Source organism: Ruegeria sp. CJ9, from assembly GCF_056536625.1.
Genome location: NZ_JBQFPY010000001.1, coordinates 1,060,222 through 1,086,955, shown reverse-complemented (window position 1 = coordinate 1,086,955; position 26,734 = coordinate 1,060,222). Strand labels below are relative to the sequence as shown.

Genomic DNA, 26,734 nt, shown 5'->3' with positions numbered 1-26,734 from the left:
GAGGGAACACGGGGCATGCCTGACCGCTAGAGAGGTCGTTAACCCGTGCCGACAAGTGCTGACGAGACCGCTAGATCGACCGTTCACTGGCGCTGACTGGACCGCTGACGACTGGTTCCGGGTGCTGACGGGTAGTCGCTGGTGCTGGCGGTTGGGTGGGCTTTGGTGGGGCTGGGGCGATCGTTCGAGCGGATTGCTGTCAACGTCCGCAACGAGCCCATACCCGACCGACATCGTAAATCGAATTATTGTTGTGGCGAGTACCAAATCGGCGAAGTGTAGGCCCGTTCCTGTGTTGTTAATTGGACGCCATCCGGCATGTCTATTCCGAACTTCACTGCATCATACGCCGTCCAGCGAGGGGTCGGAATTTCCATAACCCGGGCATAATAAAATGCGCTTTCCGAGGGATCGAAATCCGGGTCTTCCCACACGGTTCCCAGCTCAGAGGCTCCAATTGTGTTGGTCCACGAGGGGATAGAAAGGTCCACTGTGGTGCCTACCGACGGCAACTTGCCAGCGGCATCTGGTTCGCGGGAACCAGACCAGGCCACGTCGTAGACTTTTTCCCGTTGCTCTCCATCTGCATCTAACCAGCCCTTTATGATCTGGATTCGATCCAGGTTTGCTCCCATCGGATCACGAAGCGCATATACTAGAAAGGAAGGTGCGCCTTCACCGGGGTAAAGATCACCACCCATCGGCACCCCTTTGCTGTATCCCACAAGCGCCAAGTCGCGCCGTAGGGCATCTTCTTCGGCAAAAGAAAATCCTCCGAACATACGGACGCGCATTCGAGGTCCTGTAGTTGCGTAGGTTTCACGCCGATGCATCGCATCCCAAATGGCTTCTCGGGAATTCTCCTGCGCCCACACAGCTGTCAAACCACCAGTAATGTATTGCGACGAAAGCAGCGCAACAGTCCCGTCAGCATAGGTCTTACTGACATGTTGGCTGCGCTCTTCGCTGGGCTCGTAACCGGTAAACTTCCCGAAGAAATTGTCGTTATCTGGAGCCGTTAAACCTGTGTGTGTGTCACTAGCCCCACCCAGGCCAAACTTGAAAGGGTTTACTCCCAAAGCCTTTTCCAAAGATAAGCCTCGAAGTAACCCGGATCGAGCGTATTCACCGGGCAACATTTCTGGCTCTTTCGGAACCGAAGCATCCAGATTGCCGTAATCCCATGTTTCGAAGTCAGCAAATTCATCGTCAGGTGATAGGAACGGGTGGGCCTCACCATCTCCCTTAATCTGCGTTGGTTCGTATAGTCTTTCCCATTTGTTTCGCGCTTCTGCGTATGCGGGGTCTAACGGCACACCATCCGCGAAGTCATCGACTAACGGGAACATCCAGCCGTTAGACAAGTTCCCATTATGTGGAATAGCAAGAACACGCCCGCCTGTCGTTTGTTCATAGTTCTCCAACCACTTCCAAAGATCACGAGGGTTAGGTGAGCCCACAGGTGGCGTTGTTGTATAAGGCAGTATCTGTCTTGTGAGCTCAGGGCCATCGCGAAAGATCACATTTCGGTGCAAATTGTTCCCTGCGACGAGAGATGTCCATTCATAGGCAATAAAGGTGCTGAACACGCCCGGATCATTGTACTCTTCCGCGGCATCGATAATTTCGTCCCAAACACGGGCATACGCAGGGTTGCCTGGTTGATAGTTCAGCGCAGGGGAAACCTGTCCTTGCGCAAACGCGGCTGTAAGCTCAAGCGCAGCCGCTAGAGCGGCTTCTCCGCCCTTATTGAATTCTTCATGGAAATATCTGCCTTGCTCATCTGCCAAGATATTGGGAGCACCTCCGATGATATCGGTAATCGCACCCATAGCATCCGAATGATCTGTAATTATGAAGAAATCGAGAGGCCTCGACAACTTTACAGGTTGCCCCGTGTTCGACACAACTTCTTCGCCATGCGCAAACCGATAGGCATCATGAGGCATGAGGCGCGTACCGCCCCCACCAGCATCCCCGGAAAGACCAGTGTGAACGTGAGTGTCACCAAAATAGACTTGAGTTGGATACGCACGTTCGGCGTAAGGTGAATAAGGTCGACCGGAAGGGCCTGAAAGGCCTGACGGATTTATTGCATCCTGAGCTAGGACTGGGCTCCCCAGAATGAGAGCTGCCGGCAAAACATAGCGAAACAATTTTTCCTCCATAATTGAAGGCACCATAGCATAACTCTGCTCGGGAAGTTATTTCGACTGAGTTTGAAGGTTTGCTAAGTCCGCACAGCCGGCGCTGGTCATGTCGGGACAGACCACAAGCCCGATAGAAAGCGTCGGTTGACCGGTGTGAGCCCTTTTGCGTCTTTGCTGAGGAGCGAATAACAGATCATCAAGGATGTTAAGTGGGTGGGTACAAGGTTACGAACACGTTTTCTGTTCTCCAAAATCTTAGGCACTCAACAGAGCAGCTTCAACCGCTTTCGCAATACTAAGCAGATCGAGGTCAGCCTCCGGGCGCCCGTCAAGTTCCAACCCCACAGGTAGATGATCCCTTTCTGATGCACTCAGGGGGATTGATATTCCCGGAGCACCATAGACCCCGGTTGCAGCAACGTTTCGCATGAAAACAGGCAATATAGGCACATATTCACCGTTCAGGAAAACGGCCGCATCAGATCCCTCAATTGGGGGGGCTTCAAGTGGTGCAGTCGGAAAGATCAGGGCATCGAGTCCAAATTCCTCAAACAGCCTTAGATAAATCTGTCTGATCCCATCAATCCTGGCGATTGCCTCACGATAAGTAGTCTCTGATGGCGCGTCGTCACCCAAGACCGAATTGACATACGTGTTCTTGACGTCCTTGCTAGCGATCTTGTCGACCATGTCCTGCAATGTTGTGTTTGGTTGCTTTTGCGCCAGACAAGCAGCCATTGCATTTTTCATTTCGTAAAAACCAGCGGAGAACCCCACTTCGAAAGATGCCGCGCTTATCGGCGATATTTCGACTTCGATCAGGGTAACGCCAGCCTGTTCGAGTTTTGCGAAAGCATCGCTGACAGCGCGAGACACATGGGGCGAAAGGTTCACCATGTAGTCTTTTACTAAACCCAGGCGCAGACCTCGCAGGTCACGAGGTTCAGGCATTGTTTGATGAGTCATAATTGAAAACAGATACGCAACGTCTCCAACGGTTGTCGCCATGGGGCCTGCAACGTCAAACGTCGGGACAGAAGGGACAATGCCGTTCATATCTATCAGCGACGTCGAGGGTCGAAACCCAGCCACGCCTGTCAGTGCGGCGGGAACCCTGATCGAACCCGCGGTATCGGTTCCGAGCCCACCCAAAACGATCCCGGACGCAATCGCTGCAGCGGTTCCACCTGATGACCCGCCCGGGATGCGGGTAAGATCGGCGGGGTTTCGAACGGCACCAAACGCTGCGTTGTTAGACGTCACCCCAAAGGCAAGTTCGTGCATGTTCGCTTTGCCAATAACAATTGCACCCTCGGATGTCAGGCGGGAGACAATCGGGGCCGACTTCGAGGCAACATAATTGATACTCGGGGTGCCTGCTGTGGTCCGATACCCTTCAACATCGATATTGTCCTTGATAGCGAGCGGTATACCCGCCAATCGCCCGGTGTTGCCGCCAGAGCCAATCAACAGATCCACCCGCCTCGCGTCTGCCAAGGCCTTGTCCCGGTCATATGAAATGAAAGCGTTGATTTCACTGTTGGAAGCCATCTCATCAAACGCCTGCTCGACGAGCGAAACCGCCGAGAGCGATCCGCTGCGAACCTGATTTGCTTTTTCAACAATAGAGCCGGACATCTGCTGAAAACGTACCAAAGTTATGAATGCGTCTGAAGTTTATATTCGTCGATTCTCCGGTCAGCACCAAACTGTTCGACGGGAATTCACTCAAACGCGTAGATGCTTCATAGAATGGGCTAGGTTTTTGCGAATGCTGCAAACGGCAACTTCGTTCGCCTGACGGAAACTCGTCCAGAATGCTTGAATATCCGCTCCCCTAAAAACCGAGCAACTTCCTGCATCTAAATAAAGAAGCAACTGCAGGAGTTTGATCCATGAAGTACCTGTCTGCCCTCGGCGTTCTCGTTGGGGGTTTTCTTTTGCACCCACCGCCCAAGGCTGTCCTGACGACGATGCTCTGGGTGGTTGCTCGGTCTCATCCCGCTGTCTCGGCGCTGGTTCTGCTGGCGGTTCTCTGGACGTGGAGACATGGAGGCGACGATGACTGAACTGGAGCTAAACCCCGGCGACGTCGTGGTCGTCCGGGCCTTCGATGACGTTCCTGAACATCTGTTCCGCGTGGATGAGGTGTTTGAAGACTGCGTGACCGGCTTTGCTGTCACCGGCCCACTGGCTGGTTCTTACGGCGAACCAGCCCTCGAGATGATCCTGCGGATCGTCTCAGACACCTGAACCCATCCCAATCCTAAATCTGAAAGGAGGAGACCTATGTCTGCTCATATTCGCTATGCCTATCTGAAGGGCTATACGTGGCTGTATAGACGCAACTATCCCGTTGACGTTGCTCTCGCGCTGGGCACTCAGGCGTTGATGCAGAGCCTCAAGACCGGAGATCGTAACACCGCCCGTGTCCGAGCCGCCGAAGTCAATGCGCGGTTCGAGACGCTGGTGGAACAGGTTCGGTCGCAGGCAGAAGACGTCCTCTCTGCACCGGAGAACACCGCTGACGTTCCTGATTGGATCGATCAACCGGAGTCGTCTCTCGTCCGTCTCCGGGCCACTCTGGAGGACTCTGGATGCAATCTCGAGCGGTCTAAGTTCATCAGGCCATCATCGCCGGTGAAAGTGCCGGTTCGTGACCTGAGCCGGGCCTATCTGAACAAGCGCAGTAACGAACTACGACCCAGCGGGTTCAAATCGATCCGATACTCTGTCGGGTATTCACTAGTCGCTTTGGTGGCCAGTCTGTTTGCAGCCCGACACGGGATGACGGGCGGGACTTCCTGTCCGCAATAGCCCAACTGTCTCCGATGATCGGCAAGTCGGAACGAACCTGTGGGCTGACCCTGGACCAACTGGTCGCGTACTCGTCTCGTGGGTCGGTAACCATAACGGCCAGAACCCAGCGGCGTATCTGGTCGCAGGTCAATCACTTCCTCGACTGGGTTGTTTATGAGGGGCATCTGGAAGTTAACCCCTTCCGAACCGTTCTGTTCGCCCGGAAGATACGTCCTCAACCCTATGCAGTTCCGACTGACGATGAAGTGTCGCGGTTGCTGGGAGCCAAGGACCGCGACCTGCATCCGGTTCTGCTGACCTGTCTACTATCAGGAATGCGCGCGGGGGAAGCGGTCGGGCTGCTCCGGGAAGACCTCGTGACCAAGGGCAACCTCGGTTGCTTCTTTCATGTTCAACCCAATGAACTGCGACTGCTGAAGACCGACGCTGCCGAACGGTTGGTTCCGGTTCACCCGGCGCTGGATGAGACGTTCCGGCAGTTGCCTAGCCATGGCCCTCTGTTTCCTGACCTGACCGTGGCGCATGTCACCAAGGGGTTTGCGAGACTGAGACGAAGGTTGGACTTGGAACGACCGGGACTGGTGTTTCACTCGACCCGCAAGTGGTTCATCACCCAGTGCGAGCGAACAGGTGTTCTTGAGCCTTTCACGGCATCTCTGGTCGGCCACCAATCGGCACGGTCAGAGAACGGGATCACCTATGGCATCTACTCGGCTGGCATCAGTGATGAGCAGCGTCGGTCGATCGTCGATCAGATCCAACTCCCGACATGACTTTCCCGGACATTGAAGCGTTCGAGGAGCGAGCAGCAATTGCCGAATACGATGGCGGCTGCACCCGTAAGGCAGCGGAAAATCTGGCGGCTCGGGCTCAAGGGTTCTGGGATGCGGAAGCCTACTGGCAGTGGCTGGCTGACTATGTCGTCCACCGAAGGCCACCCTGACAACTAACCCTCGGCGGCCCTAAGCGGGTTGCCGGGGGAAGCTCACTTTGTTTTCTTTTTTCAGAAGCGGGCGTTGGTTGAGGGTTGGCTGAATGACCGTTCTGCGGACGAAGCGGACAAATATACCATCCGGTTTTCCGCTGCCGACTCAAGCAAGTAGGCAACCTTTCGACCCACTGAGCCAACTAGTCGCTTGCTCTTTGCATCGCGTCTTCGAGCTTTTGAATGTCGGCTTGACTCAACTGGGGCCGGTCGATTTTTATCGTTAGCTTTTCCAGTTTCGCGGTTAGTGGGAACGGTGGTTGGTAGTCGTCGTCGTTAACGCCAGTCAATGTATCAGAACCTATGTCAAACGCCTCGTCCCACTGAAGGGTGGTGGGAATAGTGTTCTTCATCTTTTGGGTTGCTACGACTTCGCCATCGACTTTCAGCGTCCCGCTGCCACCCTGACCTAAACCACTGGTGCTTCCATATGCGAGGGTTTCTGGTCCGAGGCCGTCATATTTGAAGTCAAACTCCAGAGTGTGCTTTCCGGGTGCCAAGGCTTCTTTGCCTTCCCATTTGATCCGTTCGAGATTCAACATATTCCAGAGAAAGACTGGCTTGCCATCAAGTAGGTAGAAACCATAACCGGCAAAGCGGCCGCCTGATGTCAAAATCATGCCTTCAGCACCACCTTCGGGCACATCTATCTCTGCTGTAATGGTGTACGAGCTGTTAAGAATACTTGGGGAATCTCCCTGAGGAACCCCAGTCATTGGCCGGACATAAACGAACTCCTTTCGTCCCGCCGCAATGCTTGGCCGAGGCAATGAAATTCTGGACGTGACCGAGGCATCCATCGGGAAGACCTGATACTTATTTGCTTCTTCTATAAATATAGCCTTCAGTTCTTCGATCTTCTCTGGGTGCTGCGCCGCCAGATCATTTCTTTGATTCATATCCGTGGTTAGATCGTAAAGCTCGAGCACTTGATTGTTCAATGGGTCAGGGTTTGGCGTCTTTGGCGTTTCCCATGGCATCCGGTTTACTTTGGTGCTCAGTAACCAACCTTCGTGATACAAAGCCCATTGTCCCATCATTTCAAAGTACTGAGTTCGGTGACGGCTCGGTGCATCCTTGTTCCTCTCATCGAAAGTATATGCAAAGCTGGTGCCTTCAATTGGAGATTGAACAATCCCGTCGACTTCCAACGGTGCATCAATTCCGGTGACTTCTAGGATCGTCGGCACGACGTCGATTACATGCATGAACTGATCTCGCTGACCGCCTTTGTCTGCGATTCCGTCAGGCCATGCCACCACCATGTTCTGTCGGATGCCGCCAAGCCTGTTTGCGTTCTGCTTGAAGTAGTCAAACGGAGTATCAAAAGCCCAGGACCATCCTGCCGACATGTGGTTGTAGGTCTCTTCGGTTCCCCAGGCATCGTACCACTGCAACTGTGTTTTTGCAGGCATCTCTGCGATACCATTGAACCAAGCCACCTCGTTCGGTGTCCCCATTGGACCACCCTCAGCCGAGGTGCCATTGTCACCGTTGATGTAGAAGATCAGCGTGTTGTCACGTTTTCCAAGGTTCTCTATTGCGTCAATCACACGCCCAATTTCATGGTCTGTATAAGCCGCATAGGCGGCGAACACTTCCACCTGCCGCACGAAGAGTTTTTTCTCGTCGTCTGTCAATTGATCCCACGGCTTGATTTTGTCTGCGGGCCAAGGCGACAACGTTGCATCTTGCGGGACAAGCCCCAACTCTTTCTGGTTCTCAAAAATTGTCTGCCTAAGTGCTTCGTACCCCCCATCAAACAGGTTCATCGCCTCGATCTTCTCGACCCACTCTTTGGTCGGGTGGTGAGGCGCATGCGTTGCACCGGGAACATATTTGACAAAGAATGGCTTACTTGGCTCGATTTGGTGCAACCGCGAAATGTGGTCAATCGCATCGTCGGCCATTCCAGTGATCAGGTTCCACTCAGGATCACCTTCAAACGGGTAAATCGGGGTGGTGTTTCGATATAGGTTCGGCTGCCATTGGTTCGCGTCTCCACCAACAAACCCATAAAAGTACTCGAAACCTAAACCAGTCGGCCATTTGTCAAATGGACCAGCCTGGCTCGCTGCAAATGCTGGGGTGTTATGATTTTTTCCAAACCATGAAGTGGCGTAGCCATTGTCTGAAAGTATCCTCCCGATAGTGGCTTTGTTGTCTGGAATAATACTGTTGTAGCCGGGATACCCGGTCGAAGATTCCGAAATCACTCCGAACCCGACCGAGTGATGATTGCGGCCTGTCATCAAGGCTGCCCTGGTCGGTGAACAAAGTGCGGTCGAATAGATATTCGTAAAACTCAAACCCTCTTTTGCCAATTCATCCATCGTATCAGTCGGGATGACGCCGCCAAAAGTACTAGGAATACCATACCCAGCATCATCCAACATGATGAGGAGGATATTTGGCGCGTTCTCAGGTGGCACGACACGCGGCGGCCACCAAGGGGTTGAATTGGTCGCTTGCTCCTCGATTTTTCCTCCAAACACCGAAGGTTCCGGAGGCAATTGCCTGCCATCAATTGTGGTGGTTCCGTCTGGAGAACCCACTTGCGATTGGGATAGCGCCATTTCGGTAGTGGAAACGAATGAGACCAATACTGCTACAGTTAGCTTCAATCTATTGGTTGCAGGCATTTCTAACCCTCCCTCCACATTGACACACGGGATTGCGGTCAACTTTATTTCCGTCGGTTTCGGGTTTCAGTGCCGCGCTAGACCAAATCCCGTAGTGATATTCATATTCAAGAATGTTCTATGTGTAGCACTAGATTTCCTTGGCACGGCAATTTTTTTTGCGACCGCTATGGGCTCAGACCAGTCGTTCGCAGCACTTGGATTGAACGAGCCCTCCGCCACTCAACAGCCCCAACCAGCTAGCACCAGCGACCACCCGTCAGCACCCGGAACCAGTCGTCAGCGGTCCAGTCAGCGCCAGTGAACGGTCGATCTAGCGGTCTCGTCAGCACTTGTCGGCACGGGTTAACGACCTCTCTAGCGGTCAGGCATGCCCCGTGTTCCCTCCCGAAATGCCCCGGAACCGCCCCAGTTTCGGCCGCCGGTTGGAAAAGCTCTTAGGTTTCATCGGACGGCAAAGATTCCTACCACCCCAGCCAGCTCTTCAGAACATGGAACGACGACAGGCACTTGGAGACAAGCCATGTCTCGAATTCGGAAACACCGATGTCGCAGCTGTTTCTTCAGAATACTTCTGGCTTAACGTTCGATAGAGTGGAGGTCGTAGTCGAAGCTGACGCAGGATACGCCAAGTTCCAAGATTCAACGGTACTCAAGGGTGTGGATAAGGCCACGCAGGTTATAGGGCTGCCTCGTATTCCTCTCAAAGAGCTGACCTTTAACGCTGACAATACAGTTTCCGCTTCATTCGAAAGCGTACGGGTAACGGTATCGGTGTTGGACAAGAGTGTCGATGAGCGCTGCCGCAACGCGGAATCTTTGACTATGTCGCCGACTTACACGGAGCTTCTGAACTCAAAATGGGACAAGAAGTGGGGATATATTTGGAATCTAAATTATATCGAGCGCACAAAAAGTGAGATGGTTGCGTACATTAAGTTTCACCTGGCGACCCAGAGAAGTATTATCCAGTTTCAGTGGATGACTTGTCATTTTCTGACCAGCTTAGCGGTTTTTCCAGAGCAACTGTTGGCAAACCGCTAAGCTGGGTGCTCACACGTAAGTTCTCTATCTGGATGTTGTTCTGGATTCCGATTTTCTTGCGGTTGCGACGACTGCGCCCCACAACAAGCACCAAGTAATTGTAGACACTATTCAACCGGGTTTAATCTGGTTGTGCTGAAGTAAAAAGCATGTGAGCCGGCGAGCTTTTTATTCCTTCAACTCAGTAGCTCGGCACTGATCTGCTTGCCGTCGAACTGACGCAACGCGGGGCAGAGCGGACATTCGCAGCGGTTGAGGCATTGGCCGTTTTCGGAAACCGCTGCGTCAAAAGCAATCGGAGTTTTGCCACCGACTATGGCGCCGATCACAAGTTTACTCGACACGATGAGTTGCTCTTTTGACGTTCCGCTGCCACTGCAGCGCAACATAGATCATCCGAGCGTCGCCAGATCGCGTTCACCAGACGGTCACACAGCAAAGACGCTTAAAAGAAGACTTTGTCTTTGCGTTACGTGATCTCCGCCTTAAGCTAAATAGACATTATTGTGTTCAGTCTTGAGTTTAAAACTATTACGAAGGGGGAATGCATGGCTTTCCAAAAGGAACTTCTGCAAGGCGAAGCGATCACGTCGATTGAATTCATAGAGGCTCTATGCGATGAAACGTCGCCGGTTCAGGAAACAGACGACGCATTAAGACGGCGAAGCAATCAAACGCTGAGTTGGATGCAGCCCGGCCTCGTTTATCCCGCACCCTTTCAATGCGCAATCAACTTGCTCAGCCTTCCCGACAGCCTAAGCCGAACACATTTTGCTGACATCCTGTCGGAGGCCCGCAGCTTTATTCACAGTGACTGCGGTAGTCTGCACGGCAGCGTATGCTTGGCGTTCAGGCCGAGTTTTTGGAGAAGCATTTGTGCGGACGAGGGCCTTACCCCGCCAAGAGATATAGACTTTTCCCAGTCGCTCGAAGGTGGTGATGCGCCTGAGGTCGTGGCGCGATCGAGCGGTGTTTTGCAGGACAGCCCGGTTCTTGCATGGTTTCTGGTCAAGGCGGATACGGAGGACGCGGTTCAAGAAATCGTGGAGTTTGTCGTTGGTCAGTTGCAAGTTTTGGGTGTTGCTGCGGAGGCGTTTGACTGTGTCTTCATGAGCAGCCGTCATCGCGATGATACTGGCTGCCCCGCGCATGGAGGCCGCGTACTAGGCGGCAGGTTTAGCGAAAACCTGCGTAATCCGTCTTCTCCTTCTGAAATCCTAGAGCATGTTCTCATCGGCAAGGAGAACCCCGCCTCAGCAGGCGGGGCCTTTGTGTTCACCCAGAGGTTTCACTTTAATTGGCCGGAGGTCAATTCGCGCACTTCAAGCGAGGTTGAAAAGCTGATTGGACGTGAACCTCACAGCGACGAACTCATTCCGTCTTTTGATGCCCGTTCCCACATCCGTTCGTCACACACCTATGACGCAGACGGTCATACGATCAAACTGCTGCGGATCGGCTTGCCATTTGGAACCAGAGGAGAAATGGCACCTTCTTCGCCCTTAATTGATGGCGTACGATCAGCATCCACAACCGACGAGGCAGGAATCTATTTCATTGGTATGGCCAAAACCGCAGACCGCATTGAACGGGTTCTGGAATCGCAATTCGGATCACCGACAGATGATGGCTTCGGTCGTGATCGATTGCTGAACAGTGGCGTGCTTAAATCCGATTTGGGGGCGTTCTTTTATGCACCAAACCTTAGGGAACTGGCGCCTAAACGCATCGTCGCGGATGTCCAGGCAAGAGCGAAGAAAGCTCAATCTGACTGGACACGGTTTCCGGCGATAGATTGGGACCGGTTTAATCGCCACTACAAAGACAGGTCAAAAAACGGATGGATGTACTACAACCATCAGGACTATCTTTACCACATTGGAACACGGCCTGCGGGGGGCGAGGACCTGCCAAGCCCGATCTCGATGCGAGTTCAATTTCTACTGGAGCGCATGTTCGCGAGGTGGGACGACACCTGGTATCGATCTCAAAAACCCGAGGAGCTAGCCCCTCTTCGCCAGCAACTGGAACGCTTTTTTAGCCATCCGGACAACCGCGATGAATGCGAAAAGGTGGCAGCAGAGACTGATGTGGCTTTTGACGATGCGGTTCGTGCAGCGACCAATGCGATCATGGACAGCTCCATTGCAATTCGCGCTGCTTGGGCGAAGCGCCTACTGTGCTGGCTTGCGGCTCGGAAAGACGGAATTGGTGGGCGTGGCAAGGGCGGCATGGATACCGCTGATGTTCACCCGCTCGACCTACTTGCTGGCTCAATGCCGGCGCAGTCCCTTTCTCAAGGCCGTTACTTTATCAATTACGCGAGAGATGACGACGAAGAAGCCGAGCGATATCAGTGGTATGCCATGGGACTCGGGCCGAACTCTGGCGTTGGCCATGTGGTGCCCGGTTATGACGTCTTGTTGCAGAGTGGAATTTCTGGAGTAGAAAAGCAGATTCGCGATGCGGAAGAAGCTCTGAAAAAAACTGATCCGGAGCGGGCGACTCAGTCGGTTGACTTCTATGCAGCTTCGCGGATCGCATTGAAAGGTCTCGCCGATCATCTGGCGGGCTTGCGAGGGACGGCCCAAGTAAAGCTCGACAGGCTTCGGCAAGGCGAGGATATCGAACGTCAGAACCTGCAAGACCTAATAAACCGCCTTACTTGGTTGGCGGGCGGCCACCCGCCACGCAATGTGTTGGAAGCGCTGCAACTCGTTTTTACGGGCCATTCTACATTGCACCTTTGCGGTGAGCCGGTGGCCGTCGGCCGGTTGGACCGGCTCTTGCGCCCATTCTTTGAAAACGGCCCGCAAGACAAGAGTGCATTGCAGGAGGCAATTGACTGCTTTTGGATAAAGCTAGCTGAAAAAGTTCTACTCAATCGTATTTTTATCGACGACCGTCAAGAGATTGGCAACATGGCGATGGGGCACCGCGCTGGGTCTTACCCCAAGGGGCAGAGTGTCAATCAGTGGATTCAGCAATTGACGGTTGGTGGTAAGAATCCAGATGGAAGTTTTGAGCATTCGGAAGTCACGATTGCTTGCTTGCAGGCCTCGGCCCGTTTGCCGTTCAACGCGCCTGTTTTATCGTTACGCGTTTCTCGGGACATGCCAAAAGATTGGCGAACGCGGCTAATCCGGCTGGCGGCTTTCGGCCAGATGAGTGGCGGGGCAAGCCCCATCTTGATGCATGACGATAAGATCATCCCGGCGATGGCCAAATCAGGCGACGACTTCGGACCGCCAGAAGGATCACCGGCAGCCGAGAAATGGTCTTCAACTGTGCGCATAGAAGATGCCCATAATTATGCCGCCGATGGATGTTACGAGCCACAATTCGTAGGTGCCAATTGGTTCACCCTTGGTGGCGCGATCATGCTGAAACCGTTGGAATACGCGCTCAATGAGGGCCGTGACATCCAATCTGCTGGCCCGGTGCATCTGCTGGGCCGAAATGCGTCGTTTCGGTCCAAACACGTACGTGATTACGGCAGCTACGATGAGCTGGAAGGTGTCTTTTTTAAACATTTTTCTTGGGGCTATGCCAAACAGATGGAGGGGTCTCTGCGGGATTTCGGACGCATGGAGAACATTTGTCCTGCGCCAATGCTCAGCCTGTTCATCAACGACTGTCTCAAAAAGGGTCAAGACATCTACGGCGGGGGCGCCCGATACAATGTTTTCGGACCCTGTTTCACAGCGCTTGCCAATACGATCAATGCTCTGTGGGCAATCAAGACGATGTGCTTTGACAAAGAGACGGCCTGTACGACGCTAGAAGAGCTTCTGCCTGCTCTTCTAAGTGACTGGGGTGGCAAAATGATAGATCCACTCATTCATCCGACCATCCTGGCCAAGGATGTCCCGGCTATTCGTGATGCAAGTGAGCGTTTCCAGCATTTGCGATCAATCGCACTCGAATTGCCAAAATGGGGCAGGAACCAGGGTGAAATAGACCTGTTTGGCAACCGGATTGCTGCCCGTGTTGCGACGATTGCAGTTGAGACCATGACCAAGCCAAAACCGGGGCTGGCAGCCCAATATGTGCGATGTGCCGAAAGGTTCGGGACGAAAGCGCATCCGTTCGGCGGATTTTCAATGCAACCCGGCGTAGGCACATTTGCGAGCTATGTCGAGCAAGGAATTGGCTGTGGCGCATCGGCTGACGGGCGCCTCTCGGGGCAGCCGCTCGCCACGGATATGTCCCCCAGTCCTTCGCCGCTCGACTTCCCGGCCACGCAAGAGAATCAACAAGCGGCAGATGGCGAAAAGGTGCTGGAAGCTGTCAGTTCCGATGAGTCATTCGGTTTTGCAAATGGTGCTCCAATTGACATCAACATCTCTGAAGACATGGCGGCGCATCGCCTACAAGAGATATTGGATGCGTTCGTTGATGGGGCTGGCTCAAACGTTTTGACTGTGACTACCGCGGATCAAGACACGTTCCTAGCGGCCTCAGGCTCTCCCGAAGCCTACGACCTCCTGAGGGTTCGCATGGGGGGCTGGACCGAAATGTTTGTTGCTATGTACGCCGTTCACCAGCAAGTGCATCCCCGTCGACCCTATTCGATTTGACAATACGAAATTTCATAAGCGGCGTGGAGGTATAAATGGCCGACATCTATCAGAAAATTTGGACTGCCGATCAAGAACACAATGGGCTTGAAGCGTTGCGTTCGACTTGGGATCCTGGCGACAGAACCGCCTACATAAAAGTCGATACGACACCAGCTGAGGCGCGCAACCCAGATCACCGTGTATTGTCCGATCTGTCCATCCCAAATGACAGACGAGAAACTTACGATTTATGCACGAAGCTCTTTAACAACTATGCACTGCCAGAGCGCGCGCGGGAGGTGGACACGCCGGAAGAGCGGACCGAGCGGCACGAATTCATCGAAGCGATCCGAGAAACGCCACCCATGAGGGTTGCAAGGGCCTACATTGAAGAACGCGTCGGAGTACCCATAACATCGGATCGTTGGCACAATCTGCTGATCGAACAATGGTTCCGCACTTTTGAGATGGGCGGCGATCCTGAACTATCTGGTTTCGAACATGTCATTGTTGGTGAGCAGGAAGGTTCCAAAGTCCAAGGCTATCATTTCTGGTACAAGTATTACTTGGATGACGGCTTTGCACGCGAAGTCGACGGGGGAAACGTCCTCATCCCGGGGTTGTCTGATGATCGCATTGTCTATGGTGGATCGAAAGCCAACAGCAGTCAGGACGAGTTTCCCGAAAGTGTTACGATTGAGTATCGCTGGCTTGCGCCTGACTACGATGCAGAAGCTATCAGACCTTTGTACAAAAGGATCGGCGGATTCTTTGTGGGGTGCTCGGTTGAGGGGCTTATGGCGCTTGGCACAGTCAGAGCTCATGTGGGTGCCAATGCTCCAAAAACAGCGGTGATTGAGGGCGCGCGCTATGACATGAAACTGTATAGGTCTCCCAATGACCGGCATATTCGCACGTTCTACCCCATCTTCCAACGCGCGGTTGATCCGGTCACGGGCAGCGACGATGCCGTGCGGTCAACATCGACAGCACCGCGTCCGGTCGAGGCGGGTGATGTAGGAGATGTGAGGATCATTGCGGCCCTCGTCAATCCAGAAGGCGACGATCCAGGAGCGGAAACCGTGACAGTTGTGAATGCTGGGCCAACGTCTTTGTCCACCGAAGGTTGGAAGATCGTCGACAAGAACGGCAAAGCTTCACACTTTGACATAGGCGCATTGCAACCCGGTACGCCATATGTCTTGCGACTTGACGGGAAGGGGGCTCAGCTTTCTAACAACGGTGGGACGATCTTACTTCAGCGCCCAGACGGGGAGATGGTCCATGTCGTCACCTACTCTAGGGCGCAGGCAAGCCGTCCGAACGCGACTGTGATCTTTCAATAAGGTTCAAGCCTCCGCCAGCTTCCAGCTGACGGGGGCCATACAGGACGTTATGGGAAAGCGCCACTTAGGAGTGGACGCGATCAACCAAGTCAAAAAAGGAGCAAACGTTATGCTTCAGCTTCCCATAACCCTGTAGTTCGTTTCTATTTCTGCTCGGAGCCCGAGACCTGTCACAATCAAAGCGAATTTTTGCGATTGCAGCGAATGACCGGTTCCACCCGCGATACGCGCGCAACATCGGAGATCTTTGCCTATGTCCTAAACAAAATGATCTCGCCAGCCTTGCGCCCCTGTTCGCCGGTATAGCTGACACCGTCCACCTTTAGCCCGTTATTGTCTAGCAGTGAGATGAGGCCGCCACCGTTAGCCAAGGGAGTTGAACCCATCGTCACAGCCCTGACTTCGCCCGGCGCCAACCACGTATCCGGCGCCAATGTGTGTGCCGCATCTTTTCGGTTCAACAACTGCCAACCACCAAGCGACACGCCCCGTGATGTTCTGTTCATCAGATAGACCAGCTCAGGTCGGCCATCGTGGTCTGGCTGGCCCTCGGACCCGACAGGGTTCACCAATGCCCCCACGATCGCGACACGCCTATCATCAGGAATGATCGTATCGTCATCTGGTCGCGGCGTGACAACATCATCGTCTGGCTGTGGACGTTCATAGCCAAGAAGCTCAGCTACGAGTTGAGAATTTGGAAGTGCATTGCCTGTGGTCTCATCCGTATGCACCGCTTGCGATCCGAAAACCAGAAACAAGCCAATATGGCGACCTGAATCGGCATCCTCGATAATCAGCCCGCCATCCTGCCAAACACCATTGTACTGGTCGAACTGACCCGCACTGCCCTGGTTCATATGGACGTCATGGATGCCCTTCATATCGCTATACGCCTCACCAAAAAGATAGATCTTCGATTGTTTGGAGCAGGCGGTTTGTAGAATTGGTATGATGAGATCGAGCAGATCGTTCTCGCTTCCAGGCACGTCATGCGGCAACAAAATACCGTCTTCGAAGTTAAGCAGGTTGCCCCGAATGTAATCCAGCGCAGCCCCGCCTGGCGCCTTATCAAGAACATGCCAGCCCATCGTCAACTCGCTGAGATGCGTCAGAACAGGGTGCTCGAAGTTATCAAACCGATAATGAGCGAGTTCAGAGATCGAACTTTGGGACTTCACGTTGATCGACGCCCGATACTCTTCGCCTCTTCCATCCTCTTAGAACAAGTGGATATGCGGCGACTGATCATCATCCTGTGCTGTCTCAGCAGTGACGCGAACGGCTTTGGCGCACCAGACGCCATATGGATCAATTGGCAAAATACTACTCCCTCTTCATTGGTTATCAAATGTCGTGACTGTTTCTCTGTCCAAAGCTTATCCGCTCGCTCCCTCAAGAAAGATCAAGATCTATCCAAATCCCATGGTGATCCGATGCGGCATACAGGGGTTTTGTGAGCTCGGGATACATCTCCCAACGGCCCGAAGCTGTGTACACACCTTTACGGAAAAGGCCGCCGAGCTGCACCATGTTCCAAAGTGATGGTGACAGGAGAATATAGTCGATCTTCTTGCTGTCTGCCCCGGTTCCAAATGTGCCAATACCGCGGTCACCCGTGCTTGCATTGAACTCAAATTCCGTGAAGGACGGGTGGTTTGTCACCTCTCGCAATGTAGTGGCCAGCAAGGGTGCCAACTCTTCGCTTTCAGGGGTGTCATTCAGATCACCCAGTACCACAACGTTTTCGATTCCTTCATCCAGGAGGCGCTGATAGTACTGTGCAGTGAAAGTGGCTTGCGCCTTTCGCTTGTCTTTAGAGGCCTGGTCATTGCCGCCGTACTTGGACTTGAAATGGTTCGGCAGAACCGCGATTTTTTCGCCGCCCGGGGTTTCTATGATGTATTCTGGGCAATCTCGCGAGAAGACCTTCTTGCCGCCGAATTCTTCATCAACATGGCTCCGCATCGATGGAATAGAGAAGCCGTGTCGTGCCATGATGCCTACGTCAATGCCACGATCATCGTTCCCATCAATGACCATCATATGCTTGTAGCTGTTGCCTGCGAGCGGTTCATAAATATGGTCGTGAAACTCCGTCAATACCGGTCGGCTCTCAATCTCAACAAGTGCCAGAATGTCGGCCCGCATGTCTCGGATCATCCGTGCCGTCATCGTGATCGCTTCTTCTTCGACGCGAGCTGTCTTGAGTTCAACCCAACCCACCCAGTCGTCTCTGCCGTCGGCATCGATACGCACCGGGCCGGTTCGTGGACGCACGACAATCTTGCCCCGAATTTTCCTGAGCCAGACAAAGCGCCCCTCGTCCCGATTGAGGATGCCGAGCGACTTCATCAAAGTAAGCATCCTAGCTTTGTCGGCTCCTGAATAGATCGGTTTCTCAAAGAGTTTGTTCAGCTCAGCATGAGCGTCGAGCACGTCTTTATGCGTGTCCGGATCTTCGTCGTTGAAGGCCTTGACCCGGTCAAAGAGGTTTTCGACGTTGAAAGCAGCAATGCGCATGGGGGCTTCCTCGATATCTCATGTTTGATTGCAAAGACTTTGATGGATGGGCTTAACGCGGCCCCTCTGGAAGGGTTGAACAATTGCTGGACTGTTCCGTGCCCCACCTCAATCCTCGCGAAGTCGCCTTCAGGACAGGTATTGAAGCATGTCCGAGAAGGTCACGACATCGCGGTCCCGCAAATCGGCGAACTGCTTCAGCATCACTTCCGCACCCAAGCGGGTATCGGCCAAAGCGTCGTGAAGCTCATCAGGGTCAAAGTCGATCCCATAGAAGGTCCCACATTCTGCGAGAGACTTACCGTCAAGATCCGGATGCAGCCTCCGCATCAGCTTCAGCGTATCGATGAAGTAATCGGACTGGACCGCCACACCGGTGCTCGCCTCTGCGCGCCGGATAAACCCAAGATCGAACCGGGCCACGTTGTGTCCCGCAACAATGCGTGTTTGAACGAATGCGTCGAACGTCTGCATCATCGATTTAAGGTCCGGGGCGTCATCCAGCTGATCATCCTGAATACCAGTGTAGTCTTGGATATAGTCAGGAATCGGCCGATGCTCCGCGCCAGGATTGACGAAACTCATCCACTCCTCGCCAATAACCGATTGGCTCACCTTTACTGAGGCGACTTGGATGATTGCGTGCGTGGACGGAAAAAGGCCCGTAGTTTCGAGATCAAAAACAGCGATGTCCATTTCAGAAAGCTTGGCGTCATATATCGGGTGCGTGCTCATCGAAAGTTCTCCCAGAAATCGAAGCGTGAAATCACATGTTTTTATCCTAGTTTTGATGACAAATTTTGTGTGTCTTTCAAAGTGGATTATGCAAAAAAATCAATGAAACAAACAAATGAAGTGTTCGCGGGCAGGCGACTAGTTCGTTTTCTACCTGAGCGGTCAATGGACACGGGGAGGCCGTTTCATGGAGTGATTGCTTGATGCCAAGGGCGTCTGGTTTTGTATGAACCACCAAACACACTGCACCCGCGTCGAACGGCAGCTTTCCGCTCGACGTGTCCTCCGCGGCGGTTGCAAAGCGCACAAAACGGTCATTCAAAAGGAAGATTTCAACGGTCGGTTTGTCCGCTGAGCCGACTTTGTAGCAAGGTGTCACTAACGCCCGCTACGCGGGACAAAACTCAGCTTTCTGTCGCAAGACCGATGCGCATTTTCCACAGTTTCAGGAAAGCGAATGTTTCTTACGGTGATGTCTTGAAGAACGATACCCGCAGTATCACTATTAGACTAGGCGACCTTAAACCAAGTCTTGTTCATTGTTTTCACTCCCTGATTGGCTGCGTTCCAAGCCAAAGCAGCTCACCGAAGCGAATCAAAAGACCGCAAGCGAGCTTGATGCCGAACCGGTTGCGAAGGTCGGCACCAATATCGACCGGCCGGTCATCAATCTTTATCGACCCCATATCACCTCCGGGGATTGTCTGATTGTCACCGGGTATCAGGACTTCTTGTCTTCGCTGTCGATTTTGATGAAGGAATTGCCAGAGCTAAGGGATCCCGAAAACGACAGCGATATCCGGATCCGGATATCGTTCGGGATCGACACAGCGAATACCAAAAGGCTAACCAACCCCAAACCAGTCACCGAAGAAATGAAACTCTACTGGCTGGAGCGCTCCGGGCTTCAAGTGGAGGAGGATCACGATCTCATCGCAGTGCTGGCAAAACACGCCATCAAAACCGGGAAAATTGATCTGCGTGTCTTCGATCCGGAGCTCGCCAAACGCAAGTTGGGGATATCTGGGGACCGGCGGTTACACTCAAAAATCGTCAGCTCACCAAAAGGTGCCATCGCCGGGTCCGCAAACTTTTCCTACTCAGGGCTCTACAGAAACATCGAGTATGCCGATGACCTGGATGCGGGCACTCATGAACTTCAGGTCGAACGCACAGAAGCCGCTGAGCAGGCTTGGGATGTATCTGTCGATTGGAATACCGAAGCGCTGGAGATACTCGAAAAGCTCATCAAACCGGTGACCGCTGAAGATGCGATGGCGCGTACGATCTCCGAGCAAAAGGGGTTCGAACCTTGGCTCACCGGAGACCGAAAAGATATCACGAGCCATACGCTGTTTGGGTATCAACAGGACCTGACCTATGAGGCGTGTTCCATCGTCTATGACCATGGGATCGCCTTTGTAGAAGCGCCAACCGGTTCAGGAAAGACAGAGATCGGCTGTCACCTGGCCGAAGCATTGTCAGAAACGTTCTCAGAAGTCGTGCCTCGCTCCCCGGTCCATGGCGTTGCGCGAAAAAATGCAGCTGTAATTGCCCCACCCAAAGTCATTCCCAGTTGGCGCAAGTACTCGACAAACTCGCTCCAACCTGTCGCAAACAGCAAACTTGCCAAACAACACCTCCGCGGCGCTGGCGATGAAGAAAAATCTGGGCTCAGGCTCGATCAGTTTGGCATTCTGATAATCGATGAGAGCCACACTGTGACACCGGGCTTTGAACAAGCATCTCAAATGGCCTCAGCTATTGAGCTCGCCCCGCCAAGCTGGAACGTCTGTCTGTCGGCGACTCTGCTCGGGAACCGCGATGTCGACTGGTTGACCCATATGCAGGAAAAGCGAGCGTCCATTTTCATGACTCCGCATTTCATTCAGGCCATGGGTGAATTGTTCGAGCGCGAAACCCAAGTTCCTAAGGATATCTTCAACCAGGATGCGCAACTGGCCGTCCTGTCAGAACCTGACACGACGCTCACGCGAGAGGCTCGCAACGAACTCGCTCAGTTGGTTTCGCCGTTTTTGACACGCAGACAACGGAAATGCATTGGCGAGGACGAAGATCCGACCAAGCACAGTTACCCAAGACTAGAAAACCACGGGCGCCCGAAGAAATTGAAGGTGACAAAGCCTCAGCAAACGCGCCTGGATGAGATTGTTGCTCTCTGCAAAGAACTTGCGCCTGGCGGTAGGGTGACCGCAGTCGAGAAAAGCCGCTTCGGACACGTCAGCACGCAACAAAGCACGCAGGATCAGCTCTACATCCGAAACCTTTTGAACATTCTGCGCGTGAGTGCAGCCCAAGCCCATTGGGAGATGTCTAATGGAGCTATTGGCAAATCGCTTCGCGACTTCGAGCGTGGTGGAAAATCGAAAAAAAAGGTATCCCACCGCGACCAGTCCGACATGTTCGCAGCACTGGGAATAGAAGCGCCTGAACCCACAAAGAAATGCGACGCTCTAAACCAAAAACTGGGTCTCAGTGTTCTCAAGGAGCTTGATGAGAAGCGGTATGAGGCGTGCCTGAGAATACAAAATGAAAAAGACAGGGTCGTCTTTCTCGCAGAACGGACGGACACACTCGAGATTTTTGCAGAAGCGCTGTCGCGCAGAGGCCACCACACCAACTATGTCGTGGGAAACCAAACCAAGGGTGAAGATCGCGCAGTGAAGGCGATCTTTGGAGATGGCCCCGACAGTTTCAAGCGTATCAAACAGGGCAAGTCCGTGGAGTCTTACTTCCGACCTGGAGGAAAGAACGAACCAAAAGGATCTGCATCGGTTTTTCTGACTTACAAGATGGCTGAAGGCATCAACCTTCAGTCGTCAGACACGCTGGTGTTCCTTGGTCTGACCTCGAACCTGAAAGAGCTCATCCAAGGTCTGGGTAGGATCGATAGGATCGATAGTGAGTTCGGGGTCGTCAATTACCACCTTGTTGATGTGCCAGTAGGTCAGTTTGCATCTGACGAAAAAATCGCCCAGCGCATAGAGAACTATAAAACTTTGGCGGGGGAGGCGCTAATAGACGCCGTCTTAGAAGAAAGCACCGAAGACGCAGAACTGATCCTCGAGAGTGTCGTTGAATACCTGCGATCCCCGCGGCGGCTCCGCGAAAATAACTTTCACGACGTGCTGGAACGCACCAAGCAAACAATCCCCGAAGACCGCTATAAACTCATCGACAAGGCCAAGATCCAAGGCACCTGGGGTGCGGAGTTGGCGCTCTTATCCGCTCGTGAGAAGTTCACGGCACTGCACCTCAAGGGGCTAAACAAGAGCAACAGCTTCTTCCCGCCTCGCCTGCTGCTTCTCAAGGATTCTGCGCCAGGCCTGATGTTGGAACGCAACCAGCTGGTCTGCGCCCAGTCTCTGGAGACTGCGTACGAACGGACCAGAAGCCTTGGCATGGAACACGCCCACATGTCACTGGAAGATCTCTCTGAAGCGCTAGAGACGATTTCAGAGCAGATTGGCAAGCTGACCGAGTGGGACTTGCGCCCGGCGCGCGTTGAGAGCCTCATGAAAGCCTGCGCCGAGTTCATGGGACGTAAAGGTGGTATCGAACTCAGTGATCAAGAACTGTTTGGCCATTTGTCTCTGCGCGCCGTAGAAATGGTGTGCGAGGCGTGGAGCCGTGAGCTTGATCCCTTCTGGGAACAAGCAAAACACGAAGTGCGTGACAGCTTCGCGTATGAGGATCTTCCCAAGGGCTACATCGCGCTTCAAGTAATCCTGGAAAAACTCGAAAGCGATCAGCAGGCGTCCGCTGCGATCCATGAAAAGATGGTCCGGGTCATCGAGGAAGCTGAACAGATTTCACGCGACCACGAACCCGCAATTGGACAGCGCATTTCAGTGGTGTTCTTTTCGGATGGTGCAGGCGAGCACTAAGCAGCCTCAGATAGCAGTGAAGCCAGATCCCGCTTTCCAAGCTCATGGATGATGCCATCATCGCGCTTTGAGTTTGGATTCTGCGTGCTTCCAGCAATTCGTTGAGTTGCATCCCGTCTTCCAGCGTGGCGCTTGGTTCAAGTTCACTTAGAGCTTCATCGATGGTTGTCGTCCTACGCCTATCCGAGCTCATGTTCCTGAAGCGCCCCTCGAACCAGGGACTTCAGAGCTTCGACATGCGCATGCGACGAGCCAGTGACGTCCAGCGTAGCTACCTGGAGGCATTCTTCCGCGCCTTCGCTTGCAATGGCGTATCGAGTGCGGATCGGATCGGGTGGCAAATCACCGTGGTGTGGATAGAGCAACATGACGTTCGGGCACCGATAGAGTTGGCTGTAGGCCATCAATTGATACACATCGGACTGACTTACACCCTGTTTCGGATCGTCAATGCGCGGCGCCATCCTTTTCCATTTCGTGTCGATGACGAGCGCGGTCCGATCGCCCTGCCGGATGATGAGGTCGGGCTTGGTCCGAAACCGACCTGTACCGCCTTCGAATAGGCAATCTCGATGACCGCCTTGCGCTGCGACACGGTATCCGCTGCCTGCGAGGGCGCGGGTGACCAGTCTGGCAACGTATTGTTCGAACAAGGCATTCATCTCGAACAGGAGCGCATGACCATTAATAGCGCCAGCAGTGGTTTGCTGATGCCGGTCTGTGAGTATTAGTCGGGCGAACGAAAGAAGCTCACTCCACCGCTGATTAGTCCTATCCAGAGTGATCTGGTCCCATCGCAACGCAGGGACGGAAACCTCGCTCACACCGGCATAGGTAAAGCCAAGCTCGCGCAGGATACGCTGGTTGTCGGGCGCCTGTGCCACGTGCTGCAAGCGCGTCACGGCGGCGCGCATCACCTGGTTGAGCGGTATATCAGAAGACAGTTCATCGTATCGGCAGGCCAGCCTCTGCGGCGCGACCGCATGGCGAGAGAACTGGCGGGTGACATCGAGCCTGCCGCGGAGGGCAGGTAGGTCGTCCGCATGATCCAAATAACGGCGCGGCAATCCCATTCGCACCGCTTCCATCAGGCGGGCGCAAAAAAGCCGGATCAACAATTCCAGTATGGTGTCCTTCTGCCATCCGAGCTGGGCCAGCGATCCTGCATCGATGCGCAGATCGTGGACAACCGCCAGCATGTGGATCAGGCGGCGACGCAGAGCATCATCGGAAGCCTCGCGCTCACCCAGGCCTTCGATCTTCGGAAGGATCTCCAATTGACAGCCTTGCGCGACGATTACGCCGACCACGCCGCGGACCCGCAGGCCTTTGCGGCCGTGTTCGAGTACACCTTCTCCACGGCGTCCCGCGAAGGTCGAGCGTGCCGCAACAGCGGCAATCCGATCAGCTTCCGCCTGCGGGATGGTCGCGTCGTCGTCCCCATAGCCGATGCGCTGCCATTCGCGGAGAGTGCGGCGGATCATGAACCAAGCAACCTCGCGTACTCGAAGCCGTCTTCAGCACTCCGCACATCCCATCTGAAACGCGGCATCGCGTCGCCATTGTCGAGGCCTGGAGGCGCTTTCAGAACAGTCCTGTTGAGGAAGCCACCCTTTATCGGCCCGTCATGAGTTTCCAGATCGCCCAGGACTGCAGCGATTTTGCCCCAGTCTTCGAAGAAGTATTCAGCCAGCAGCGGGATAACCTTGTGCTGCATCACTTCGTCCACGTCGGCTCGGGTGTCGCAGCCGGTAAAGTATGCTTGGCCGATCTGGTGGTCACGATCGTACAGATACTCAATGCGTTCATTAATGATTGCCAGAAGGCTAGGTAGGTCGATCCCGGTGCGGGCTGCGGCCTCCTTTAGAACTGTCGCATTTGGCATCATCTCGCGGAATGTGAACCGACGCCGAAGCGCAGTATCGAGCAGGGCGATCGAGCGGTCAGCCGTGTTCATGGTGCCAACGATGTGCAGATTCGATGGAACACCAAACTCGTCCCCGGAATAGGGAAGGCGCACCTTCAGCTGGTTCGGCTGACCGAGCCTCTTGTCCGATTCCAAAAGCGTAATCAGCTCGCCGAAAACCTTGGAAATATTGGCGCGGTTGATCTCGTCGATGATCAGGACGAAGGGTTCGGGATCAGTTGGCCCCTCGTGTTGCTGGCTGTTCATGTAGCGTTCAAGGGCCGGCACGTTCAGTTCAGCATCATAAAGCAAGTAAATTGATTTCATCGAGAAACGCCGGGAGTAGATTTCGCCGACAGGCACGCCTTCGCGGTCGATCCAGAGCCAACGGACTGCACGACGATGGGCGTATCCGCCACCGGGACGGGGGGCGAATTCGTAGCCGCCGGTAAACTCCCCGATGGCCCGGAACAGGCCGTTACCTTTCGACACGATGACGATGTCACCTTCTTGAACCCAGTTCCGAAAGATGAAGGGCATCTGCACCACGCCGGATCGGGCATCCACGTTGCCGTCTTGGTCACCCTGGGCCTTACAGGCCTCTATGATCTCGTCTCGGCTTTCGAATTTGTCGTCCGACCAGTCGATATCCCCGAAACCAAGGAGGGTGTAGCGGCCCTTGATCGCCTCTTCGAAGAGATGCGCGTCTTCCGGGTTATTCGCCTCACCGATCGACATCTTGAAGACTTGCCGGCCTTCAACCCGTATCAGATCTTCGCCAGATGAATGCCCATGACTGGTTTCCGCACGTTTAGCGATGCGGCGAAAAATGCCCGGCACGGTTTCCAACCGGAAGCCGGCTGTGGATGTGTCCTCGCCATCATCCGCACCGGTCATCGGCTGCCGCCCCTCGACGAACTCTTCATAAGCCATCGACTGGTGAAACGTGACGAAGTCGATCCGTCCCGCGGCGAGCAATCCTTGGTAGACGGCCATCAGATCGTCGCGATCTTCTGGCACCGGCTCCCCACACAACCTGACTGCCTCAGCCGCTGTGCTGAAAGTCTTCCCTGTGCCTGGCGGACCATAGAGAATAAGATTGGTAGCTGTGGGACGCTTATCCTGTTGGGCAATGGCCACAGTATTCTCTACCTGATTGGTCGGTTGTTGAACGCTGCCATTGGCAGGTACATCAATTTTCTTCGCTATGTCGGGATCAAGTTGGTATCGAACGAGCCTTTCTCCACCGTAGGTCAAATAGTTGATCGTGCCGCCGGCGATGGCTTTGACTCTCGAAGCAAGTCCTTCCACGAGCATTGCCCGCGCGACGTCGACTATATCTTCAGTTTCGATCGCGTCGTCCGCTTTGTTGCCCGCACCCTTGGGCTTGATCCGATAGGCTGAAACTCCGTTGGACCGATTGAAATTCTTCACTGGTTGGAATGGATTCCCAGCGGCGTCAAATAACGTGAATGGTCGCTCGTTTTGTGATGCCGCCGACTCGTCCAGCCCAAAGCGAAACACCGTGGCTGGGCTCTGATCAGCCCCAATCCGCTCCGGAGCGCTGATCTGTGCGAGGTCCTGGAAAATCTTCCCCGCCATAGCTTGGCATATGTTTGGCCATGCCTGGTTCAGGTCGAGTGCAGTATTCACGTCACGAACGAGCACGTCGACATGGGATGTACCTTCTTCACGGGCCGGCTCGATATACTCTTGCAGCACGTGTTGGCGAATTCGATCTGCATCCTTCGCTGCGCCGGGCGTTTCGCCTGCAATGAACCGTCCGTATTGCGACAACCAGCTGCTCCAATTAGATAGGCGGTTTTGCGGCTTTTCGGAGACCGGCATCAGGATTCGATAGTCTTCACCTCCGGAACGAGCGTCGTCGCGCATCGCTTTGAGACGTTCCCTGAGCTTCGCGAATTGATCGGCCTTCCAAGCTTCCTCAAGGTTGTCATAAGTCATGCCAAGCGCGCCGAGATTGCGCTCTATTGTACGGACAGCATGGGTTCTTGTATTTCGTCCTGCCTCGGTCTGCGCGCCGGATTGTTTTAACCAGGCCTTGAATTCATTGTCGTTCAACGGCTTCTCCCAAACTCAGCTCTACGAATAT

At 53.9% G+C, this 26,734-nt stretch carries 16 protein-coding genes and 1 pseudogene; 8 read left to right on the top strand and 9 right to left on the bottom strand.

Annotated features, from left to right (window positions below):
• Positions 1–245: 245 nt before the first annotated feature.
• Positions 246–2,168: a DUF3604 domain-containing protein gene (locus ACR0AJ_RS05370; protein ID WP_480645948.1), complete on the bottom strand. Its 1,923-nt coding sequence runs from the start codon at positions 2,166–2,168 to the stop codon at positions 246–248.
• Between the two features lie 237 nt (positions 2,169–2,405).
• Positions 2,406–3,788, bottom strand: coding sequence for an amidase family protein (locus tag ACR0AJ_RS05365; RefSeq protein ID WP_170347772.1), 1,383 nt, complete (start codon positions 3,786–3,788; stop codon positions 2,406–2,408).
• A gap of 257 nt (positions 3,789–4,045) precedes the next feature.
• On the opposite strand from ACR0AJ_RS05365, the gene ACR0AJ_RS05360 reads away from it, so the two are divergent.
• From ACR0AJ_RS05360 to ACR0AJ_RS05345, 4 genes are read left to right on the top strand one after another with little or no spacing between them, the layout of a single operon-like run.
• Complete coding sequence (locus tag ACR0AJ_RS05360; protein ID WP_170347773.1) at positions 4,046–4,219, top strand: hypothetical protein; 174 nt, start codon at positions 4,046–4,048, stop codon at positions 4,217–4,219.
• Complete coding sequence (locus ACR0AJ_RS05355; protein WP_170347774.1) at positions 4,212–4,403, top strand: hypothetical protein; 192 nt, start codon at positions 4,212–4,214, stop codon at positions 4,401–4,403. Before ACR0AJ_RS05360 ends, ACR0AJ_RS05355 begins: the two co-directional genes overlap by 8 nt.
• 36 nt (positions 4,404–4,439) lie before the next feature.
• Positions 4,440–4,967, top strand: coding sequence for a DUF6538 domain-containing protein (locus ACR0AJ_RS05350; RefSeq protein ID WP_480740291.1), 528 nt, complete (start codon positions 4,440–4,442; stop codon positions 4,965–4,967).
• 14 nt (positions 4,968–4,981) lie between these two features.
• The gene (locus ACR0AJ_RS05345) at positions 4,982–5,743 is read left to right on the top strand and encodes a site-specific integrase (protein ID WP_480740290.1); all 762 of its coding nucleotides are present in this window, start codon (positions 4,982–4,984) and stop codon (positions 5,741–5,743) included.
• Between the two features lie 355 nt (positions 5,744–6,098).
• Here the strand turns inward: ACR0AJ_RS05345 and ACR0AJ_RS05340 are convergent, their stop codons facing one another.
• Positions 6,099–8,597, bottom strand: a complete 2,499-nt coding sequence (locus ACR0AJ_RS05340; RefSeq protein WP_480740289.1) for an arylsulfatase — start codon at positions 8,595–8,597, stop codon at positions 6,099–6,101.
• 546 nt (positions 8,598–9,143) lie between these two features.
• On the opposite strand from ACR0AJ_RS05340, the gene ACR0AJ_RS05335 reads away from it, so the two are divergent.
• The gene (locus ACR0AJ_RS05335; protein ID WP_480740288.1) at positions 9,144–9,641 is read left to right on the top strand and encodes a hypothetical protein; all 498 of its coding nucleotides are present in this window, start codon (positions 9,144–9,146) and stop codon (positions 9,639–9,641) included.
• Positions 9,642–9,817: 176 nt separating this feature from the next.
• Here the strand turns inward: ACR0AJ_RS05335 and ACR0AJ_RS05330 are convergent, their stop codons facing one another.
• On the bottom strand, positions 9,818–9,985 hold the full coding sequence (locus tag ACR0AJ_RS05330) for a hypothetical protein (RefSeq protein WP_480740286.1): 168 nt from the start codon (positions 9,983–9,985) through the stop codon (positions 9,818–9,820).
• Positions 9,986–10,189: 204 nt separating this feature from the next.
• Here ACR0AJ_RS05330 and ACR0AJ_RS05325 point away from each other — a divergent pair, with 204 nt between their 5' ends.
• Positions 10,190–14,221: a Dyp-type peroxidase gene (locus ACR0AJ_RS05325; RefSeq protein ID WP_480740285.1), complete on the top strand. Its 4,032-nt coding sequence runs from the start codon at positions 10,190–10,192 to the stop codon at positions 14,219–14,221.
• Positions 14,222–14,256: 35 nt separating this feature from the next.
• Positions 14,257–15,549 carry a lamin tail domain-containing protein gene (locus ACR0AJ_RS05320; RefSeq protein WP_480740283.1) on the top strand — a complete coding sequence of 431 codons (1,293 nt, stop codon included), beginning with the start codon at positions 14,257–14,259 and terminating at the stop codon, positions 15,547–15,549.
• 251 nt (positions 15,550–15,800) lie between these two features.
• Here the strand turns inward: ACR0AJ_RS05320 and ACR0AJ_RS05315 are convergent.
• The 3 genes and pseudogenes from ACR0AJ_RS05315 to ACR0AJ_RS05305 form a co-directional block, all read right to left on the bottom strand.
• A pseudogene (locus tag ACR0AJ_RS05315) lies at positions 15,801–16,751 on the bottom strand (DUF2278 family protein); the annotation flags it as partial.
• A gap of 193 nt (positions 16,752–16,944) precedes the next feature.
• Positions 16,945–18,072 carry an endonuclease/exonuclease/phosphatase family protein gene (locus tag ACR0AJ_RS05310; RefSeq protein ID WP_480740282.1) on the bottom strand — a complete coding sequence of 376 codons (1,128 nt, stop codon included), beginning with the start codon at positions 18,070–18,072 and terminating at the stop codon, positions 16,945–16,947.
• A 129-nt stretch (positions 18,073–18,201) separates the two neighbouring features.
• Positions 18,202–18,807, bottom strand: coding sequence for a 3'-5' exonuclease (locus ACR0AJ_RS05305; RefSeq protein ID WP_480740281.1), 606 nt, complete (start codon positions 18,805–18,807; stop codon positions 18,202–18,204).
• Positions 18,808–19,346: 539 nt separating this feature from the next.
• Here ACR0AJ_RS05305 and ACR0AJ_RS05300 point away from each other — a divergent pair.
• On the top strand, positions 19,347–22,715 hold the full coding sequence (locus ACR0AJ_RS05300; protein WP_480740280.1) for a DEAD/DEAH box helicase family protein: 3,369 nt from the start codon (positions 19,347–19,349) through the stop codon (positions 22,713–22,715).
• 179 nt (positions 22,716–22,894) lie between these two features.
• On the opposite strand, the gene ACR0AJ_RS05295 is transcribed toward ACR0AJ_RS05300, so the two are convergent.
• On the bottom strand, positions 22,895–24,199 hold the full coding sequence (locus ACR0AJ_RS05295; RefSeq protein WP_155148029.1) for an McrC family protein: 1,305 nt from the start codon (positions 24,197–24,199) through the stop codon (positions 22,895–22,897).
• Complete coding sequence (locus ACR0AJ_RS05290; RefSeq protein WP_480740279.1) at positions 24,196–26,703, bottom strand: AAA family ATPase; 2,508 nt, start codon at positions 26,701–26,703, stop codon at positions 24,196–24,198. Before ACR0AJ_RS05290 ends, ACR0AJ_RS05295 begins: the two co-directional genes overlap by 4 nt.
• Positions 26,704–26,734 lie beyond the last annotated feature (31 nt).

Excerpts from the sequence above, each read along its gene's own strand:
- ACR0AJ_RS05370 (WP_480645948.1), bottom strand. The coding sequence starts at position 2,168 with ATGGAGGAAAAATTGTTTCGCTATGTTTTGCCGGCAGCTCTCATTCTG.
- ACR0AJ_RS05365 (WP_170347772.1), bottom strand. The coding sequence starts at position 3,788 with ATGTCCGGCTCTATTGTTGAAAAAGCAAATCAGGTTCGCAGCGGATCG.
- ACR0AJ_RS05360 (WP_170347773.1), top strand. The coding sequence starts at position 4,046 with ATGAAGTACCTGTCTGCCCTCGGCGTTCTCGTTGGGGGTTTTCTTTTG.
- ACR0AJ_RS05355 (WP_170347774.1), top strand. The coding sequence starts at position 4,212 with ATGACTGAACTGGAGCTAAACCCCGGCGACGTCGTGGTCGTCCGGGCC.
- ACR0AJ_RS05350 (WP_480740291.1), top strand. The coding sequence starts at position 4,440 with ATGTCTGCTCATATTCGCTATGCCTATCTGAAGGGCTATACGTGGCTG.
- ACR0AJ_RS05345 (WP_480740290.1), top strand. The coding sequence starts at position 4,982 with ATGATCGGCAAGTCGGAACGAACCTGTGGGCTGACCCTGGACCAACTG.
- ACR0AJ_RS05340 (WP_480740289.1), bottom strand. The coding sequence starts at position 8,597 with ATGCCTGCAACCAATAGATTGAAGCTAACTGTAGCAGTATTGGTCTCA.
- ACR0AJ_RS05335 (WP_480740288.1), top strand. The coding sequence starts at position 9,144 with ATGTCGCAGCTGTTTCTTCAGAATACTTCTGGCTTAACGTTCGATAGA.
- ACR0AJ_RS05325 (WP_480740285.1), top strand. The coding sequence starts at position 10,190 with ATGGCTTTCCAAAAGGAACTTCTGCAAGGCGAAGCGATCACGTCGATT.
- ACR0AJ_RS05320 (WP_480740283.1), top strand. The coding sequence starts at position 14,257 with ATGGCCGACATCTATCAGAAAATTTGGACTGCCGATCAAGAACACAAT.
- ACR0AJ_RS05310 (WP_480740282.1), bottom strand. The coding sequence starts at position 18,072 with ATGCGCATTGCTGCTTTCAACGTCGAAAACCTCTTTGACCGGGTCAAG.
- ACR0AJ_RS05305 (WP_480740281.1), bottom strand. The coding sequence starts at position 18,807 with ATGAGCACGCACCCGATATATGACGCCAAGCTTTCTGAAATGGACATC.
- ACR0AJ_RS05295 (WP_155148029.1), bottom strand. The coding sequence starts at position 24,199 with ATGATCCGCCGCACTCTCCGCGAATGGCAGCGCATCGGCTATGGGGAC.